The sequence below is a fragment of the Ureibacillus sp. GCM10028918 genome (genome assembly GCF_042666115.1).
Taxonomy (GTDB): Bacteria; Bacillota; Bacilli; order Bacillales_A; family Planococcaceae; genus Ureibacillus.
In genome coordinates, this window is record NZ_JBHTFK010000008.1 from 1 (window position 1) to 535 (window position 535).

At 51.0% G+C, this 535-nt stretch carries 5 tRNA genes; all 5 read left to right on the top strand.

Annotation, left to right across the window (positions count from 1 at the left end):
* The first annotated feature begins 12 nt into the window (after nucleotides 1–12).
* A tRNA-Leu gene (locus ACFQU5_RS11630) sits at nucleotides 13–97 on the top strand.
* Between the two features lie 41 nt (nucleotides 98–138).
* Nucleotides 139–213 (top strand) — tRNA-Gly (locus ACFQU5_RS11635).
* A gap of 5 nt (nucleotides 214–218) precedes the next feature.
* Nucleotides 219–304, top strand: a tRNA-Leu gene (locus ACFQU5_RS11640).
* Between the two features lie 25 nt (nucleotides 305–329).
* Nucleotides 330–406, top strand: a tRNA-Pro gene (locus tag ACFQU5_RS11645).
* Between the two features lie 30 nt (nucleotides 407–436).
* Nucleotides 437–512: transfer RNA gene (locus ACFQU5_RS11650), tRNA-Ala, on the top strand.
* Nucleotides 513–535 lie beyond the last annotated feature (23 nt).

Genomic DNA, 535 nt, shown 5'->3' on the forward strand with positions numbered 1-535 from the left:
TAATACTTAAATGCGGGTGTGGCGGAATTGGCAGACGCACTAGACTTAGGATCTAGCGCCGCAAGGCGTGGGGGTTCGACTCCCTTCACCCGCACCATTTAGGTTTTTAAGATTACCGGTAACAATTATTTAGCACATGCGGAAGTAGTTCAGTGGTAGAACACCACCTTGCCAAGGTGGGGGTCGCGAGTTCGAACCTCGTCTTCCGCTCCAAATGTGCCGGGGTGGCGGAACTGGCAGACGCACAGGACTTAAAATCCTGCGGTAGGTGACTACCGTACCGGTTCGATTCCGGTCCTCGGCATCCTTTAAGTAACCCGTTATTCAAACGGGAAGTAGCTCAGCTTGGTAGAGCACTTGGTTTGGGACCAAGGGGTCGCAGGTTCGAATCCTGTCTTCCCGACCATGAAAAATATCTAATAAGAAAAATTATTATGGGGCCTTAGCTCAGCTGGGAGAGCGCCTGCCTTGCACGCAGGAGGTCAGCGGTTCGATCCCGCTAGGCTCCACCAAAATTAATGATAAAAATATATCC